Genomic DNA, 14,395 nt, shown 5'->3' with positions numbered 1-14,395 from the left:
ACCGGGTATGCTCGCGCGCATTCCGGGCCAAGGGGGCCCGACGGGGGAGCCATGAGAAGGACCGCGACAATGCTGGCGCTGTGTGCGCTGGCCGGCAATGCGTATGCCCAGCGCGTGTACAAGTGCCAGGAGGGCACGCAGACGATCTACCAGACCGTGCCCTGCCCAGCCCATCAGGACACCGGGGTGACCCGCCCGATCGTCAAAGACCCGAACCTGACCTGGGAAGAGCGCACCCGCGCCGAGCGCGATCTGTATGTCGCCCGCAAGCGCATGCAGGCCGATGCCGGTCGTGGTCAGCCCCCCGTCCGAGGCACGGTGATCAGCAGCGCCGCCGATCCGGAGAAGTGCGATGAACTGCGCTTCCGCCGCGATCTTGCTGAAACCCTGAGTGGACAAAGCGCGCCGCAACGCATCAACGACGCCGTTGCACAGGCCTGCGCTGCCCGTTGATGTCACCTGCAGAGACGCTGCCGAGCCAGCCCGGCAGCGCCGTTGGGTAGCTCAGCCCGCGACCGCGCGCACCGCCACCACCAATGCCTCCATCTGCGCCGGCGTGCTGAAGATGCCCGGCGTCACCCGCAGACAGGCGCCCGAAGCCAGCCCTTCGCGCGGCACCACGAACACGCCGGACTGCTTGACCATCCGCTGCGAGGTAGCCGTGTTGTCGCGCATCGTGGTCTGTCCGCGCAGCCGGAACGAGGTGATCGCGCTGGACAGGCGCGGGTCGTCCGAGCCGAGCAGTTGGATGCGTTCGTCACCGCGCAACGCGTCTATCCACTGATTGCGCAGGCGCAGCAGCCGCGCACGCTTGTTGGCTACGCCGATGTGCTGGTGCAGGTCCAGCGCGACCGGCAACGCCATGTACGCCGCGAAATTGACCGTGCCGGTGTGAACGCGGGTACGGATGTCGTCGTGGTCCTGCTCGCCCATGTACGGATCCAGATCGCGCACCCGCCCGCGGCGGACATATACCGCCCCGACACCGACCGGCGCGCCGATCCACTTGTGCAGGTTGATCCCGATGAAATCCACGCCCAGCGCGCGCAGCGGCGTGTCCACCTGGCCGATGCCGTGCGCGGCGTCGAGCAGCACCTCCACGCCGGCCGCCCTGGCCAGTGCGGCGATCTCGGCCACCGGCAGCAGCATGCCGTTGCGGTGGTTGACGTGGGTCAGCAGCAGCAGGCGCACGCGCGGGTTGGCGGCCAGCGCGCGGCGGTACGTCTCCACGATGCTGTCGTGGTCGAACGGCTCGGGCAACGTGATCGCCACCGGCTGCACGCCGCGCCGGGCCTGCAGCCACTGCATCGCGCTGATCATGCTGTCGTAGTCGGTGTCGGCGTACATCACCGCATCGCCCGGCGACAGCCCGCGGTAGCTGCCGATCAGCACCTGCATCGCCTCGGTGGCACCGCGGGTGAGTACGATCTCGTCAGTCTCCACCCCCAGCACCTGCGCAAGACGCACGCGGGCCTGTTCAAACAGCGGTGGAAACGCGAGCCGCCCGAACCAGGCGTTGCCGGCATTCACCGTGGCGGTGGCCTGCTGGTAGGCCTGCAGCACCGGGCGCGCCATCGCGCCCCAGTAGCCGTTGTCCAGCATCACGACCTCGTCGGTGAGGTCATACAGCGCGCGGATCTGTGCCCACCAGCCATCGTCGGCGGCCAGCTCGGCCGGCGTGCGCGTGCCCACCGCCGGCAGGGCCATCGGCTCAGCGCCCATGGCGGTCGCACCGGACAGCGCCGCGGCGACTGGCAGGGCCAGTGCGCCACGCAGCAGGTGTCGTCGTTGTCGGTCCATCAGTAACGGATCCGGTATTCGGCGTAAAGGTTGCGGCCATCGGTGTCATACGGCGCGTTCCGCGAGTAGATCAGCCCACGGCTGGCCTGGAAGCTGGCCTCGTCGGGATAGCGGTCGAAGAGATTGTCCGCGCCGATCCGCAGCGTCTGCTGCTCGGTGACGTTCCAGCTCACCGCCAGATCGACGAAGCTCATCGCCCCGAAGCGCTGGAAGATATCGCCCGTGGCATTGCCCGAAGAGTCTGTCCATGCCCCGTAGTATCGCAGCTTGCCGAGTACGCTGAAGCGCCCCCACGCGTACGTGCTGCTGAGCGTGGCCTTCTGCCGCGGCAGGCGCTCTTCGAAGATGCGGCGCTGGCTGTCATTGGTGGCCACGCCGGTCGCGCCGCTGTCGACCTGGGTCTGGTTGTAGTTGTAGCCCAGGGTGGTGCTCAGCCGTCCCGCACCGAGTGCGGTCGTGTGGCTGGCCACCACATCCACACCGCGCGTGGTCGTGTCGAAGTCGTTGGTGTAGAAGCTCACCGAGGTATAGGCCAGCGGATTGGGCACGCCGGCCGGCACCGCGAACGAGGCCGACTGGCTGAAACGGTCGGTGACCTTGATGTCGTACAGGTCCACCGAGCCGGAGAAGCCCAGGTCGTTCTTCCAGGTCAGGCCGAGCGAGGCGGTGCGCGATTGCTCCGGCTTGAGCGGTTGGGCACCGAGCTGGATCGCCAGCGGATCGCTGGGCGAAAGGCGGCCAGTGGTGAACACCTGCAAGGTCACGGTATCCAGGCCCTGCTGGGTGCTCTGGGTGTACAGCTGGCCGGGCGTTGGCGCGCGGAAGCCGGTGGAGACCGAGCCGCGCACGGCCAGGTCAGGAGTGAACTCGAAGCGGCTGGAGAGCTTGCCGTCCACGCTCTCACCGAAGGCCGAGAAGTGCTCGTAGCGGGTGGCTGCGCCGACCGTCCAGCGCGCGGTCAACGGCGCTTCGACATCGATGTAGGCCGCGCGGCTGCGCTGGCTCCAGCGCCCGGCATTGGCCGCGCTGAAGCCCGGCGCACCGTTGGCACCACCGGCCAGGCCGGTGACCGCCCCAGGCCCGATCGCATACGACGCCGGATCACCCGCATCCACCCCGTAGGTTTCCTCGCGCGTCTCGGCGCCGAAGGCGATGTTGATCGGTGCGGCCAGCGCGCTGACCGGCAGCGAATAGACGATATCCGCGTTGAGGTTTTTCTCTTCCTGCGAGAGGCGGCCGAGGTAGAACGAGGTGGGGCTGTCCGGGCCGAGCGAGGCATTGATCGAGTTGCCCAGCGTGTAGTCGATGCGGTTGCGCCCGTAGGAGCCGCTCACATCCCAGCGCCAGCGTTCGCCCCAGTAGCCGCGCAGACCGAGCACGCCCTGCAGGTCGTCCTGTTCGTTGCCGTATTTCGGGCTGAAGCCGGTCGGGTACAGGCTGCGCGCATCCCAGCCGGGGAACACACGGCTGCGGTTGTAGACCGAGGCGGTGCCATCGGGATTGCGCCAGTTGAAATCACTGATGCCCTCGCCGTGGCCGTACAGACCGAAGCCGTACAGATCGACGCTGTCACTCAAGGCCAGGTTGAGGTTGAAACCGAAATGGCGGTTTTCCAGGTCCGGCTGGCCCCAGCGCTGCACGGGATCGGGCACGACCAGATCCGGGTGGGCGTTCTGGAAGGCGATCGCATCGGCGCGCTGGCGGCTGCGCGAGGTCGCATTGGATTTGTCCCAGTCGGCGAACAGCGACAGGCTGCCCTTGTCACCCAGCGCGAAGCCGTGGCGGCCGCCGATCTTGCGACCGGTCCCATCGCCTTCGCTGTATTCGGACAGGCCCAGCGACAGTTCCCCGCCGACGCGGTCATCCAGGATGATGTTGATCACCCCGGCGATGGCGTCCGAGCCGTACTGCGCCGACGCGCCATCGCGCAGGACTTCGATGCGCTGGATCGCATGCACCGGAATCTGTGCCAGGTCCGGGCCCTGCGCGCCGCGCGCGCCCAGCAGCGCCGAGCGATGGAAGCGGCGGCCGTTGACCAGCACCAGGGTCTGGTCCGGCGAAAGGCCGCGCAGCGTGGCCGGCCGCACGAACACAAGCCCGTCGTTCATCGGCATGCGCTGGACCACGAACGAAGGCACCAACTGCGCCAGCACGTCGTTGAGGTCGGAGGATTCGATCGCCTGGATCTCTTCCTGCGAGAACACGTCCACCGGGGCCAGCGTGTCGAACTGCGTGCGATTGCTGCCGCGCGTGCCGGTGACGATCATCGTGTCCAGGGTGGCGGGGGCCGCGGCATTCCCTGCCGGGGCGGCCTCGGCACGCGCATGGGCGGCCGTGGCGAAGGTAAGGACGGACAACACCGCTACAGCAAGCACACAACGATTCACAGACGACTCCGCAAACGAACTGATGGGGGATGCCGTGACGGCGTGTCACGACATCCTCACAGTCTGTTGACGCGATATTGCCCCGCAGTGACACGCAGGCGACGGTCTTCTCGCCCGCCGCACATACGCCAGCGAAGGGCGTTTACCCGCCCCGGACACCGACCTGGCGCTTGTCTAACGAAATGATAATGACTATCATTCACTGATCGGCTGTACGCTTGGTCAATCGGCGCCCGGATGCACCATGCCTTCCCCGCGCAACGCCCCGTGTACACCCCCTGATCCGCTCTGCCTTGCCTGCCCTGCTTCCTCTGGCAGCGTCGCTGCGCGTTCGTGCTGTCGCCTTACTGCGACGCGCAGTGAACACGGCCAGGGATGGCCACTATTGCTCGTCACCGGCTGCGGCCGGTGATGCCCGTTTCCCCGATTGATCAGCAGGTTTCCGTGGACAGCACGCCGCACGCCAGCGCCAGGTTCAACCGTCTTGGTTCCTTCGTCACCCGCCCCTGGCTGGGTGTCCTGTCACGCTCGCTCGCCGCGATCTTCGGCGGCTACGCGCTGGCCGCGACCTGCTCGATGTTCTTCGCGGTCGCGCTGCCGATCGCGCGCGGGCAAGCGGTGCTGACCGGCATGCTGGTGGCGATCGTGCTGTGCGCCTGCGCGGCGCTGTGGGCGTTCGCTACCCGTACCGCGCTGCGCGCGTGGGGCGGCATCCTGATCCCGACCGCGCTGTTCTGGATCGGCACCCGGCTGCTGCAGGGGGCCGCATGAAGAACGGATTCCGCCAGTCGATGGCCTGGCTGCACACCTGGACCGGCCTGCTGGTGGGCTGGCTGCTGCTGCTGATTTTCATGGCCGGCACGGCCAGCTATTACCGCGAGGAAATCAGCCGCTGGATGCGCCCGGAGCTGCCGCGCAGCAGCGTGACCGCCGACGTGGCGGCCGAGCGCGCCCTGACCTTCCTGCAGCACAAGGCACCGCAGGCCGAGAGCTGGAACGTCACCCTGCCCGACCCGCGCAACCCGGCGATGCGCATGTTCTGGCGCAACCCCGAATCGATGGTCAAGCCGCCGGTGGAAGGCGAGCGCCGCCGGCGCGGCGGTGGCCGCTTCGGCGATGCCACCGTCGATCCGAACACCGGCGAGGAAATCGCCGCGCGCGAAACCCGCGGTGGTGACTTCTTCTACCGCCTGCATTTCGACCTGCACTACATCCCGGTGTACTGGGCGCGCTATCTGGTCGGCTTCTGCGCGATGTTCATGCTGGTGGCGATCATCACCGGCGTGATCACGCACAAGAAGATCTTCAAGGACTTCTTCACCTTCCGCCCGGAGAAGGGCCTGCGGTCATGGCTGGATTTCCACAACGTCAGCGCGGTGATGGCTCTGCCGTACCACGCGATGATCACCTATACCGGCATCGTCACGTTGATGTTCATGTACCTGCCATGGGGCGTGAGCGTTGCCTATCCCAAGGATGAGGAGGCGTTCTTCAGCGAGGCCTTCGCTCGCCTGGCCGAGGTCGAGACCCCGGCTGAAGGACGCGCCACGCCGCTGCCGATCCAGCAGTTGCTCGACAGCGCGCGCGCCGAATGGAAGGGTGCGGATGTGGCCGGCTTCACTCTGTACCACCCGGGCGCGGCGAACGCGATCGTGGATATCACCCAGCGCGATGGAAAGCGCCTGTCGGTGGACACCCCGTCGCTGCGCTTCAACGCCATCACCGGCCAGTTGCTCGAGGCCAGCCCGGCCTCGGGCGGCGCCACCCAGACCCGCGGCGTGATGTACGGCCTGCACCTGGCGCGGTTCGCCGATTGGGGCCTGCGTGCGCTGTTCTTCCTGTCCGGCCTGATCGGCTGCCTGATGGTCGCCAGCGGCGTGGTGCTGTGGGCGGTGAAGGAACGGCCCAAGCACGCCAAGTCCGGCAAGACCGGCTTCGGCCTGCGCCTGGTCGACGCGCTCAATATCGGCGCGGTAGCTGGCCTGCCGATCGCCTTCGCCACCTATTTCCTGGCCAATCGTCTGCTGCCGGTACAGATGGCCGAGCGCTCCTCTGCCGAGGTCAATGCGTTCTTCTATGCATGGGCCGCCGCGTTGCTGGCCGGTTTCCTCTGGCCCAAGCGGATGATGTGGACGTGGCAGTTGTATCTGGGGGGCGCGCTGTTCGCCCTGATTCCGGTGGTCAACGCAGTCACCACGCATGCGCATCTGGGCGTCACCCTGCGCACCGGTGACTGGGTGCTGGCCGGGTTCGATCTGACCATGCTCGCCTTGGGCGCGATGCTGGCCTACTGCGGCCATCGCATGCGGCGCTGGCAGCCCCCGCTGAGCGCGGCCGAAAAGAAGCGTCGCCAGCAGGCGGCCGCGGCGGAGGCCACGGCATGATGCTGCTCGCGATCACGCTGAGCTTCTCGGCGTTCACGGCGTTGTCGCTGGCCATGGACAAGCACCAGCTGGACCTGCACGGCAAAGCCGGCGCCAGCGCATCGCGCATGCGGGTGTGGCGCTGGGTGGGGTGGACGTTGCTGACCGTCGCGTTCGCGCTGTGCGTGCTGGACCACGGCTGGGCGATCGGCCCGGTGCTGTGGCTGGGCGCGCTGACGATCAGCGGGGTGCTGATCGCGTTTGGGCTGTATCCGTACCGCCCGCGCTGGATCGCGCCGCTGGCGTGGGCGTTGCCGGTGGTGGGGCTGGCGGTGGCGCTGGTCACGCGCTGAAGGGATCAGCCACGCATGGCGTGGCTCTACCTTCAGATCACTCCCTGCGGTGCGCCCGCCGCACCCTCAGGTGCGCAGCCGCATCGCGATCGCCGATCAGGGCACCAGTGAAAACATGTGCGCGGCGACAGGACGCCCGTCAATGACCAGCCGGTTTCGCGCCACGCCCTCGCGCAGGGCGCCGGCCTTCACCGCCACCCGTTCGCTGGCGAGGTTGCCCACGGCCACGACGATCTCTACCCGATGCAGGCCCAGCGGCCCGAATGCCTGGACGGCCAGCGCCTGCACGACGCGGGGCGCCACGCCCTGGCCACGGCATGACTGCCGCACCCAGTAGCCCAGGTTGCAGAACCGGGGGTCGTACTGGATCTTGTTCAGTCCCGCGCCGCCGACGAAGGCGGCCGTGTCCTGGTCGAAGATTCCGTACTCGCAGGCGGTGCCTGCCGCCCAGCCGTCCCGGCAGGCCTGGAACCATTGCAGCGCCTGCTCGACGCGGTAGTCGACCGAGCTCCACGGCATCCAGCGCCGCATGCCCTGGGCCGATTCACGCACCGCCGCCGCAAAGGAGGCGGCGTCGGGATCCTCGAACGGACGCAGCAGCAGTCCGTCGGCGTAGAGCTGGCTGTCGTCCATGTCAGCCCCCGGTTGGTCAGGCGCCGTAGCGGCGCAGTTCCCATGCGCGGTGGATGCGCGGGTTGCGTTCGAAGTCCGCACCGATGGTCTCGGGCGAAATCTCCTTGCACTCCGCGAATTCCTTGATCGCTTCGTCGTCCAGCTTGAAGCGGCGGAAGTTGTTGGAGAAATACAGCACGCCTTCCGGGCTCAAGCGGGCCACGGCCGCACGCAGCAGGCGCACGTGTTCGCGCTGGATGTCGAAGTCATCGGCGCGGGCGGAGTTGGAGAACGTCGGCGGATCGCAGAAGATCACATCGAAGCGGTGACGTTCGGCTTCCAGCCACGCCAACGCATCGGCCTGGATCAGCTGGTGCTGGCTGCCGCCCTTGCCGTTCAACGCGAGATTGTCGGCGCACCACTGCAGGTACGTACCGGACAGATCCACGCTGGTGGTGGTCGCGGCACCGGCCACGGCGGCCTGCACCGAGGCGACACCGGTGTAGCAGAACAGGTTGAGGAAGCGCTTGCCCTGGGCTTCCTGCGCCATGTGCCAGCGCAGTGGACGGTGGTCCAGGAACAGGCCGGTGTCCAGATAATCGAACAGGTTCACGCGCAGCAGCGCATCGTTCTCGCGCACCAGCACGAACTCGCCGCGCTGCTCGAAACGACCGTACTTGCTGCCGCCCTTGCCACGCTCGCGCGACTTCAGCGCGACCTGCTCGGCCGGCACCTGGAAGACCTCGCGCGCGGCAGAGAGCAACTCGTTGCGGCGGCGACGCACATCCACATCCGGAATGGTCGCCGGGGCTGCGTATTCCTGCACATGCAGGAACGTGCGGCGGGCACCGCCGTCTTCTTCATAGACATCGATGGCCGCCGCGTACTCGGGCAGATCGGCATCGTAAACGCGGTAGCAGGTAATGCTTTCGCGCGTCCGCCACGTCTTGAACTTCTTGATGTTCTTGCGCAGGCGGTTGGCCACCATCTGCGCGCCTTCGCTGAGCTCGCGCGGCTGGCCGGTGTTCTCGCGCTGCGGCACCGCGATCGGGTCGCAGACGATCAGCGCGCACTCGATGGCACCGTTGAACAGCTGGTACTTCTTGTTGGCGCGCAGGCCGGTGGCGAAGGCCAGGTCGGCGCTGCCGCACAGCAGGCTGGCACGCCACTGCGGCACCGCACGCTTGAGCGCGTCGCCGAGGCGGCGGTACAGCAGTGCATCGGCGGCCAGACGCTCATCGTAAGGCGGGTTGCAGACCACGCAGCCAGTTTCCTGCAGCGGCACCTGCACATCGGCCACGTCGCGCACGCCGAACCAGATCGCATGCGAGACGCCGGCGGTCTCGGCATTTTCCTTGGCCGCGCGGATCGCATGCGGGTCGATATCGCTGCCGTGGATGACCTGCTTGAGCGCACCACGGCCGGCTTCTTCGCGCGTGCGCGCTTCGGCCATCAGGGTGTTCCAGCTCTCGCGGTCAAAGCCCAACCAGCGGCTCGGCGGGATGCTGCCGTGGCGCTGCAGGCCCGGGGCGACGTCGGCGGCCATCAGCGCACCTTCGATCAGCAACGTGCCGCTGCCGCACATCGGGTCGAGCAGGCCACCGCCTTCACTGTGGATCTTCGGCCAGTTGGCGCGCAGCAGCACGGCAGCGGCCAGGTTTTCCTTCAGCGGCGCTTCGTTCTGCGCCATGCGCCAGCCGCGGCGGTGCATCGGGCCACCGCCGAGATCGATCGAGATCGTGGCCCGGCCCTTGCGCAGCGACAGATTGATGCGCACGTCCGGGAACTCCACGTTCACCGACGGCCGCTCCAGGCCCTGCGCGCGCAGGCTGTCGACCACGCCGTCCTTGACCCGCTGCGCGGCGAAGCGCGCGTGCGTGATCTCGGTACCGGACACATGCGCGTCCACCGAGAGGGTCAGCTCGGGGCTGATGTGCTGCTCCCACGCCATCGCCGAGACGCCCTGGTAGAGCGATCCCTCGTCCGGGCACTCGAACTCGGCCAGCGGCCACAGCACCCGGCTGGCCAGGCGCGACCACAGCACCACGCGCTGCGCCTGCGCCAGCTCGCCCTCGGCGTTGACGCCGGAAATGGTGGCGGTGGCCTTGTCCAGGCCGAGCGCCAACAGTTCGTCGGCGAGCAGATACTCCAGGCCCTTGGCGCAGGAAACAAAGAATTTCACGGAATCGGTATCGCAGGTCAGCGGAGAGGGGGTGCCCACGGGCACGGCAAGCAGCCGGGCACGGGGTCCGGGGGGCCATTGTACGTGAGGTGGGCTGGAACGCCCGGTTACAGCGAGGCCAGCAGTTCCTCGAAGGCCCGGCTCGAGGCCTCCACGTGATCGGTCAGGCGGTGCCCGTCGTCCACCATCAGCAGGCGGGCCGAGCGGGCCTGGGCCCAGGCGATCACCTCGGCCGGCGGGATCAGCTCATCGTGCCAGGCATGGACCACGCTGGTCGGCACGCGGGCGGCATCCAGCGCCGGCATCGGCCCCATCCGGGTCGGCGGCACCATCAGGAACAGGCCCTGGACCGGCACCTGCAGCGAGGCGATGGCCGAGATGTACGAGCCCAGGCTGGAACCGGCCAGCACCACCGGGCCCTGCGCGGCACGGGCAGTGGCCAGGGTGACCAGGCGCTGCAGGCGGGAACGGACATCGCCCAGACTGCTGACCTCGCGCTGGGCGTCCAGGTCGGTGTAATCCGGGCGCTCGTGGGTCCAGCCCAGGCGCTCGGCCACTTCGGCCAGGGCGGTCACCTTGATGGCGTCCGGGCCGCTTTCAAAGCCATGGGAGAGGATGCAGTGGCCGCGGCTCATGCGCATACCACGCGGGAATCGATAGGAGCGTTCATGCCCAAATGCTAGCATCGCCGCATGCCCGACCGCGCCCCGCCCGCCATCGATGCACAGCCCCTGCCCTACCAGGACAGGCTGCTGCCCCGCACGCACGACGAGATCGATCTGGTGGTCATCCACTGCACCGAACTGCCGGACCTGGCGATGGCACGCGAGTACGGCGAGCGCGTGCTGTATGACAGCGGCACCGGCAACAGCGGGCACTACTACATCGACCGCGATGGGCGCATCGTCCAGTACGTGTCCCTGGACCGCGTCGCGCATCAGGTCAGTGGCTATAATCCGCGCTCGATCGGGATCGAACTGGTCAACACCGGGCGCTACCCACACTGGTGGGATTCCCGCCACCAGGCCATGGACGAGCCCTACCCGGATGCGCAGATCGCGGCGCTGATCGACCTGCTGCAACACCTGTGCGGGACGCTGCCCGCGTTGGCACATATCGCCGGGCATGAGTGGCTGGATACGCGCGAGGAAGTGGCCAGCGATGATCCGGAGCGGCGGGTGCCGCGCAAGCGCGATCCGGGTCCGATGTTCCCGTGGCCACGCGTGCTGGCGGCGGTGCCGCTGCAGGAACTGCGTGGGTGATGATCAGCCGGTTGCGACAGGACGCGAAGCGTCGCTGACCCAGCCACTCCACGAATCCGCATAGATCCGTGCCCCTTCCAGCCCGGCGGCTTCCATTGCCAGCAGTAGATGGCAGGCGGTCACGCCCGATCCGCACATCAGCACGACCTCGTCCGGTGCGTGCGTGCCGATCAGCGGCTGCAGCGCGGCGCGCAGATCCTCCGCAGGGCGCAACCGTCCCTCATGCACGTTCAACGCGAACGGACGATTCACCGCGCCGGGCACGTGGCCGGCGACCGGATCCAAGGGTTCCACTTCGCCCCGGAAACGTTCGCCCGCCCGCGCATCGATCAACCAGCCCGGCGCGTGCTTGAGACGCGCCTGCACCTCCTCCACCGAGGCGATCTGGCTCCGGTCGAACTGCCCCGGGTACGGCGGCAACGGCGTCACCTGCGGCAGCGCTGCGGTGACTGGCAGACCCGCTGCCTGCCACGCTGCAAATCCGCCATCGAGAACGCGTACCCGTGCATGCCCGATCAGGCGCAGCAGCCACCACAGCCGCGCGGCCGCCATGCTGCCGTCGCCGGCGTCATAGACCACGACCTCGGTCTGCGGCCCGATGCCCCACGCGCCCACGCGCGCGGCGAACGCATCGCTGTCCGGCAGCGGGTGACGGCCATGCCCGGTACGGCCAAGATCGGACAGATCCCGGTTGAGATCGGCGTACAGCGCGCCGGGCAGATGGCCCTGTGCATACAACGCCGCACCGGACTGCGGATCGGCCAACGAGAAGCGCGCATCCACCACCCGTAGCGTGGGGGCGGCACTGGCCGTCGCACGTGCATCCATGAGGCGCGTCGCGCCGTCGTCCAGCGCCTGTGCGAGGGTGGTGACGTCGATCAGCGGCGTGGTCATGCGGTCTGCTCCAGGCGGCGACGCAGGTTGTAGAGAATGGCGGCGGTCGCGCCCCAGATCCGCTGCCCGGGCCAGCCGTATTCGAGCACGTGGCGGATGCGACCGCGGTGGTCGATCTCGACATGGTGCAGGTTGGCCGGATCCATCAGGTAGGACAATGGCACTTCGAACACTTCCGCGACCTCGCCCGGCTCGGGCACGGCCACGAAGGCGGGATCGATCACAGCCACCACCGGCATGACCCGATAACCGGTAATCGTCACGAACGGATCCAGATACCCCAATACCTGCACCTGGTCCGGTTTGAGAGCGATTTCCTCATCGCTCTCGCGGATCGCGGCCGCGACGGCATCGCGGTCCTCCGGCTCCCTGCGGCCACCGGGAAAACCGACCTGCCCACCGTGATGGCGCAACGTGTCGGTGCGCCGGGTCAGCAGCACCTGGGCGCCGCCCTCGCGCGGAATGATGCCGGCCAGCACGGCCGCTTCAACCGGCGGACCGGGCGGCAACAGATCGATCAGTTCGCTGCGGTTCCAACCATCACCGGGCGGCGGCTGGTCCAGCGGATGCAGCGCGCGCAGCAGGCGCTCGTGTTCGGCCAGCGAGCCGCGCAGCGATTGCCGCAGTTGTTCGCGCAGGGGCAGCGTGTGCTGCATGACGTGATGTTGTTCGGGTCGGCTCATGGTTCGCCAGCGGGTGATTTCATCCACGGTGCGCAGGCAACCCGTGCAGACGCCGGCGCGGTCCAGCGCGCAGATTCCGATGCAGGGAGTGGGCACGGCATGCGGGGAGTGTTCCATCGATTGCACCGGTCAACAGTACCGCGATTGCACGGAAACAAAAAACGCGCCGGTGTTTCCACCGGCGCGTTCTTGATCTTGCAGAAATTACTTGACGCTGACGAGCTTGATTTCGAACTGCACCGCGACGTTCGGCGGGAACGGCGTGCGCGGATCGGCACCATAGGCCTGATCCGGCGGCAGCGTCACTTCCCACTTGGAACCCGCCGGCATCTGCAGCAGGGCTTCACGCATGGCCTTCATTTCGACTTCGCTGACCTTGATGCCCGGGATCTGCTGGGCCGGACGTGCTTCGGCCGGACGGGTGCCGAACGGGTACGGACCGGCCACTTCCAGCTGCACGGTGCTGGCCTGGGTCGGCTTGGCGCCCTTGCCGGCTTCGATCACGCGGTACTGCACGCCGCTCGGAAGCGACTGCACGCCGGCCTTGGCCTTGTTGGCGGCCAGGAACTGGGTGCTCTTGGTCTTGTTTTCGGCGGCAGCCTTGTCGTACTCAGCCTTGGCGGCCTGCGCACGACCCTGCTCACGCTTCTGGAAGGCTTCGACGGCGGGCTTCAACTGCTCGGCCGTGATCGACGGCTGCTTCTTGGCGTAGGCATCCTGCAGGCCCTTCACCACCGAGTTGATGTCCAGCTGCTCGCCGCGTGCGGTGAGTTCAGCCAGGTTGTTACCGTAGTCGTAACCGAAGTAATAGCTCAGCTTGCCCTTTTCGGACGAGGTGTCCTGGGCGAAGGCATTGCCCGTCAGGGCCAGGGCCGCGACGGCGACCGCGATAGAACGCAACTTCATCAAACTTTTCTCCAGGGGTGGTAACTCAGGACGCGTTGGGCCGCCCTGAGGCGACGGGTTAGGATAGCCGCCGCAACGTTGAACCGCCACTAACGACGCAGGCTCTGACCTGACTTCGTTTCAAGAGTTCAACAATCACTTTTTTTTAACGTTTTCAGGAGTCCTGCCGTGGCCGACGCCCTTATCTCGATTATGGACGATGCTGCCGTGCGCACCGTGACGGTCAACCGCCCGGACAAACTCAACGCCCTGAACCGGGCGACCCTGGAAGCCCTGGATACCGCGTTCTCCGAGGCAGCCGCCGACCCGGCCGTGCGCGTGGTTGTGCTGACCGGTGCCGGTCCCAAGGCCTTCGTGGCCGGGGCGGACATCGCCGAAATGAACGGCCTGAGCGCGGTTCAGGGTCGTGATTTCTCGTTGCTGGGCCAGCGCTTGATGCGCCGCATCGAGCGCATGCCCAAGCCGGTGATCGGCAAGATCAACGGATTTGCGCTGGGCGGCGGGCTGGAGCTGGCCATGGCCTGCCACCTGCGGGTGGCCTCCGAGACCGCCAAGGTGGGGCAACCGGAGATCCATCTGGGCCTGATGCCCGGCTTCGGTGGCAGCCAGCGGCTGCTGCGCCTGTGCGGCCGCGCCGCCGCGCTGGAGCTGTGCCTGCTGGGCACCCCGATCACCGCCGCGCGTGCCGCGCAGCTGGGCATCGTCAATGAGGTGGTCCCGGCTGCGGAGCTGGATGCCCGCGTCCAGGCACTGGCGTCGCAATTGGCCTCGGCCGCGCCTCTCGCGCTGCGCGGCATCCTTGATGCGATCCATATCGGCGGCGAGTGTTCGCTCGGCGAGGGGCTGGAGTACGAGAGCGTGCAGTTCGGCCTGATGTTCGCCACCGAGGACATGCGCGAAGGCACCAGCGCGTTCCTGGCGCGCCGGCCGCCGGTGTTCCAGAACCACTGAGC

The 14,395-nt window shown here is 67.6% G+C and carries 14 protein-coding genes; 6 read left to right on the top strand and 8 right to left on the bottom strand.

Going from position 1 to position 14,395, the window contains the following annotated elements; all coding sequences use genetic code 11:
* The first annotated feature begins 69 nt into the window (after positions 1-69).
* Positions 70-453 carry a hypothetical protein gene (locus EDF74_RS03530; RefSeq protein ID WP_123728813.1) on the top strand — a complete coding sequence of 128 codons (384 nt, stop codon included), beginning with the start codon at positions 70-72 and terminating at the stop codon, positions 451-453.
* A gap of 51 nt (positions 454-504) precedes the next feature.
* Here the strand turns inward: EDF74_RS03530 and EDF74_RS03525 are convergent, their stop codons facing one another.
* Together EDF74_RS03525 and EDF74_RS03520 are read right to left on the bottom strand one after the other, a co-directional pair.
* The gene (locus EDF74_RS03525) at positions 505-1,800 is read right to left on the bottom strand and encodes an aminotransferase class V-fold PLP-dependent enzyme (protein ID WP_123728812.1); all 1,296 of its coding nucleotides are present in this window, start codon (positions 1,798-1,800) and stop codon (positions 505-507) included.
* Positions 1,800-4,160 (bottom strand): TonB-dependent receptor plug domain-containing protein, encoded by a 2,361-nt coding sequence (locus EDF74_RS03520; protein WP_123728811.1) that lies wholly within the window; start codon positions 4,158-4,160, stop codon positions 1,800-1,802. The genes EDF74_RS03525 and EDF74_RS03520 overlap by 1 nt, the downstream gene beginning before the upstream one ends.
* Before the next feature lie 438 nt (positions 4,161-4,598).
* On the opposite strand from EDF74_RS03520, the gene EDF74_RS03515 reads away from it, so the two are divergent.
* Genes EDF74_RS03515 through EDF74_RS03505 form a run of 3 tightly spaced genes read left to right on the top strand, consistent with a single transcriptional unit; the run spans position 4,599 to position 6,903 of the window.
* Complete coding sequence (locus EDF74_RS03515; RefSeq protein ID WP_260232172.1) at positions 4,599-4,958, top strand: DUF3649 domain-containing protein; 360 nt, start codon at positions 4,599-4,601, stop codon at positions 4,956-4,958.
* Positions 4,955-6,571: a PepSY-associated TM helix domain-containing protein gene (locus EDF74_RS03510; RefSeq protein ID WP_123728809.1), complete on the top strand. Its 1,617-nt coding sequence runs from the start codon at positions 4,955-4,957 to the stop codon at positions 6,569-6,571. Before EDF74_RS03515 ends, EDF74_RS03510 begins: the two co-directional genes overlap by 4 nt.
* The gene (locus tag EDF74_RS03505; protein WP_123728808.1) at positions 6,568-6,903 is read left to right on the top strand and encodes a DUF3325 domain-containing protein; all 336 of its coding nucleotides are present in this window, start codon (positions 6,568-6,570) and stop codon (positions 6,901-6,903) included. The genes EDF74_RS03510 and EDF74_RS03505 overlap by 4 nt, the downstream gene beginning before the upstream one ends.
* A 96-nt stretch (positions 6,904-6,999) precedes the next feature.
* Here the strand turns inward: EDF74_RS03505 and EDF74_RS03500 are convergent, their stop codons facing one another.
* From EDF74_RS03500 to EDF74_RS03490, 3 genes are all read right to left on the bottom strand, one after another.
* On the bottom strand, positions 7,000-7,536 hold the full coding sequence (locus tag EDF74_RS03500; RefSeq protein WP_123728807.1) for a GNAT family N-acetyltransferase: 537 nt from the start codon (positions 7,534-7,536) through the stop codon (positions 7,000-7,002).
* 16 nt (positions 7,537-7,552) lie between these two features.
* On the bottom strand, positions 7,553-9,697 hold the full coding sequence (rlmKL, locus tag EDF74_RS03495) for a bifunctional 23S rRNA (guanine(2069)-N(7))-methyltransferase RlmK/23S rRNA (guanine(2445)-N(2))-methyltransferase RlmL (RefSeq protein WP_123729701.1): 2,145 nt from the start codon (positions 9,695-9,697) through the stop codon (positions 7,553-7,555).
* A gap of 107 nt (positions 9,698-9,804) precedes the next feature.
* On the bottom strand, positions 9,805-10,332 hold the full coding sequence (locus tag EDF74_RS03490) for a hypothetical protein (RefSeq protein WP_123729700.1): 528 nt from the start codon (positions 10,330-10,332) through the stop codon (positions 9,805-9,807).
* 57 nt (positions 10,333-10,389) lie between these two features.
* On the opposite strand from EDF74_RS03490, the gene EDF74_RS03485 reads away from it, so the two are divergent.
* Positions 10,390-10,959: an N-acetylmuramoyl-L-alanine amidase gene (locus EDF74_RS03485; protein WP_070426972.1), complete on the top strand. Its 570-nt coding sequence runs from the start codon at positions 10,390-10,392 to the stop codon at positions 10,957-10,959.
* Between the two features lie 3 nt (positions 10,960-10,962).
* Here EDF74_RS03485 and EDF74_RS03480 read toward each other — a convergent pair whose 3' ends face one another.
* From EDF74_RS03480 to EDF74_RS03470, 3 genes are all read right to left on the bottom strand, one after another.
* Positions 10,963-11,853: a sulfurtransferase gene (locus EDF74_RS03480; RefSeq protein WP_123728806.1), complete on the bottom strand. Its 891-nt coding sequence runs from the start codon at positions 11,851-11,853 to the stop codon at positions 10,963-10,965.
* The gene (locus tag EDF74_RS03475) at positions 11,850-12,653 is read right to left on the bottom strand and encodes a CoA pyrophosphatase (RefSeq protein WP_123728805.1); all 804 of its coding nucleotides are present in this window, start codon (positions 12,651-12,653) and stop codon (positions 11,850-11,852) included. Before EDF74_RS03475 ends, EDF74_RS03480 begins: the two co-directional genes overlap by 4 nt.
* Positions 12,654-12,740: 87 nt before the next feature.
* Positions 12,741-13,442, bottom strand: a complete 702-nt coding sequence (locus tag EDF74_RS03470) for an FKBP-type peptidyl-prolyl cis-trans isomerase N-terminal domain-containing protein (protein ID WP_019185884.1) — start codon at positions 13,440-13,442, stop codon at positions 12,741-12,743.
* Positions 13,443-13,634: 192 nt separating this feature from the next.
* Here EDF74_RS03470 and EDF74_RS03465 point away from each other — a divergent pair, with 192 nt between their 5' ends.
* Positions 13,635-14,393, top strand: a complete 759-nt coding sequence (locus EDF74_RS03465; RefSeq protein WP_428999142.1) for an enoyl-CoA hydratase/isomerase family protein — start codon at positions 13,635-13,637, stop codon at positions 14,391-14,393.
* Positions 14,394-14,395: the final 2 nt, after the last annotated feature.

The organism is Stenotrophomonas rhizophila, assembly GCF_003751305.1.
GTDB classification, from domain to species: domain Bacteria; phylum Pseudomonadota; class Gammaproteobacteria; order Xanthomonadales; family Xanthomonadaceae; genus Stenotrophomonas; species Stenotrophomonas rhizophila_B.
Note: the sequence above shows the minus strand (reverse complement) of the source record. Positions and strands in the feature narration are given on the sequence as shown.

Bases quoted from the DNA above. Each gene is read 5' to 3' on its own strand.
- EDF74_RS03500 (WP_123728807.1), bottom strand. From the start codon at position 7,536: ATGGACGACAGCCAGCTCTACGCCGACGGACTGCTGCTGCGTCCGTTC.
- EDF74_RS03475 (WP_123728805.1), bottom strand. From the start codon at position 12,653: ATGGAACACTCCCCGCATGCCGTGCCCACTCCCTGCATCGGAATCTGC.
- EDF74_RS03525 (WP_123728812.1), bottom strand. From the start codon at position 1,800: ATGGACCGACAACGACGACACCTGCTGCGTGGCGCACTGGCCCTGCCA.
- EDF74_RS03530 (WP_123728813.1), top strand. From the start codon at position 70: ATGCTGGCGCTGTGTGCGCTGGCCGGCAATGCGTATGCCCAGCGCGTG.
- EDF74_RS03510 (WP_123728809.1), top strand. From the start codon at position 4,955: ATGAAGAACGGATTCCGCCAGTCGATGGCCTGGCTGCACACCTGGACC.
- EDF74_RS03470 (WP_019185884.1), bottom strand. From the start codon at position 13,442: ATGAAGTTGCGTTCTATCGCGGTCGCCGTCGCGGCCCTGGCCCTGACG.
- EDF74_RS03505 (WP_123728808.1), top strand. From the start codon at position 6,568: ATGATGCTGCTCGCGATCACGCTGAGCTTCTCGGCGTTCACGGCGTTG.
- EDF74_RS03480 (WP_123728806.1), bottom strand. From the start codon at position 11,853: ATGACCACGCCGCTGATCGACGTCACCACCCTCGCACAGGCGCTGGAC.
- EDF74_RS03515 (WP_260232172.1), top strand. From the start codon at position 4,599: ATGCCCGTTTCCCCGATTGATCAGCAGGTTTCCGTGGACAGCACGCCG.
- EDF74_RS03485 (WP_070426972.1), top strand. From the start codon at position 10,390: ATGCCCGACCGCGCCCCGCCCGCCATCGATGCACAGCCCCTGCCCTAC.
- EDF74_RS03490 (WP_123729700.1), bottom strand. From the start codon at position 10,332: ATGAGCCGCGGCCACTGCATCCTCTCCCATGGCTTTGAAAGCGGCCCG.
- EDF74_RS03465 (WP_428999142.1), top strand. From the start codon at position 13,635: ATGGACGATGCTGCCGTGCGCACCGTGACGGTCAACCGCCCGGACAAA.